1 protein-coding gene is annotated in these 990 nt (G+C 75.5%); it reads left to right on the top strand.

What is annotated here, in order from left to right; all coding sequences use genetic code 11:
* A partial coding sequence (locus ACPUER_RS36880) for a hypothetical protein (RefSeq protein ID WP_425133595.1) occupies positions 1-990 on the top strand: 990 nt, incomplete at both ends.

Genomic DNA, 990 nt, shown 5'->3' with positions numbered 1-990 from the left:
GCGCCGCTGTCCGCTGCGGCGGCCGTGCTGGCGGAGGCCGGCTGGCTGCCGGCCGCGCGTTTCGCGGGGCAATTGTCGGCCGCCGCGCCGCTCGTCGCCGTCGAGCCGACTTCGGCCGACTGGCGTGCCGCGCTGCGCGATTTCAGCGCGGCCGTCGGGCGCCACAACCTGCGCGAGCTCGCTTGCTCGCCGGTTCTTTTCGAGCATTTCCGTGCATTGCGTGCGCAAAGCGCCGCCGACCTGCGCGCAAGCGCGCCGCTCGACGCGCTTGCGCTCGTCGGCCGCGCGGTGCCGCCGGCCACGCTGCGCGCGCTGCCCGATGCGTTCGCGACCCGGATACGCGCCCGCTACGAGCAGGCGCTGCTCGGCGTACTGCGGGCGCCGCACGCCGCGCCCGACGCGGCGCTCGACGAACTCGATGCGATGCAGGCGGCGCTGGCCGACGACACACCGTACGATTTCTGGCGGCTCGCGGCCGCGTGCCTGCGCGCGCTGCGCGCGAGCGGCGCGCCCGAACTGAAGCGCTTTCTCGCACGGACGAACCTGCTGCTCGGCGAGCAGGCGCAGGGCCGGCGCAGCGCGCCGCCCGAGCTCGTGCGCGAGACGGTTGCGCTGCTGTGGCGCGATTTCGCGCTGTTCGGCGCCGCGGCCGAGGACGTCGCGCTCGTCGACGTACTGCACGACTACGGGCTGACGGTCGACTGGCACGTCGCCGGCACGCCGGCGTCCGAAGCGTTGTGGGAGGCCGATGCCGCGCGGGCCGAGCACGACGCGGTCGCCGTCGCGCCGACCCGCGCGCTCGGCGTCGTGACCGTCAATGCACATGCGTATGAGGATTTCCTGCAGACCGCCGATGCGTCGATGGCCGACCTCGCGGCCGATCCGGCCGCGGCCGACACGAGTGCCGCGTGGCGCGCGTCCGGCGCCGCCTACCGGGTCGGTACGGCCGCGTGCGCGCTCGGGCTCGGCCACGCGGCGCTGCTGGCCGAC

The organism is Burkholderia sp. DN3021 (assembly GCF_049805555.1).
Lineage (GTDB): Bacteria > Pseudomonadota > Gammaproteobacteria > Burkholderiales > Burkholderiaceae > Burkholderia > Burkholderia pyrrocinia_C.
Note: the sequence above shows the minus strand (reverse complement) of the source record. Positions and strands in the feature narration are given on the sequence as shown.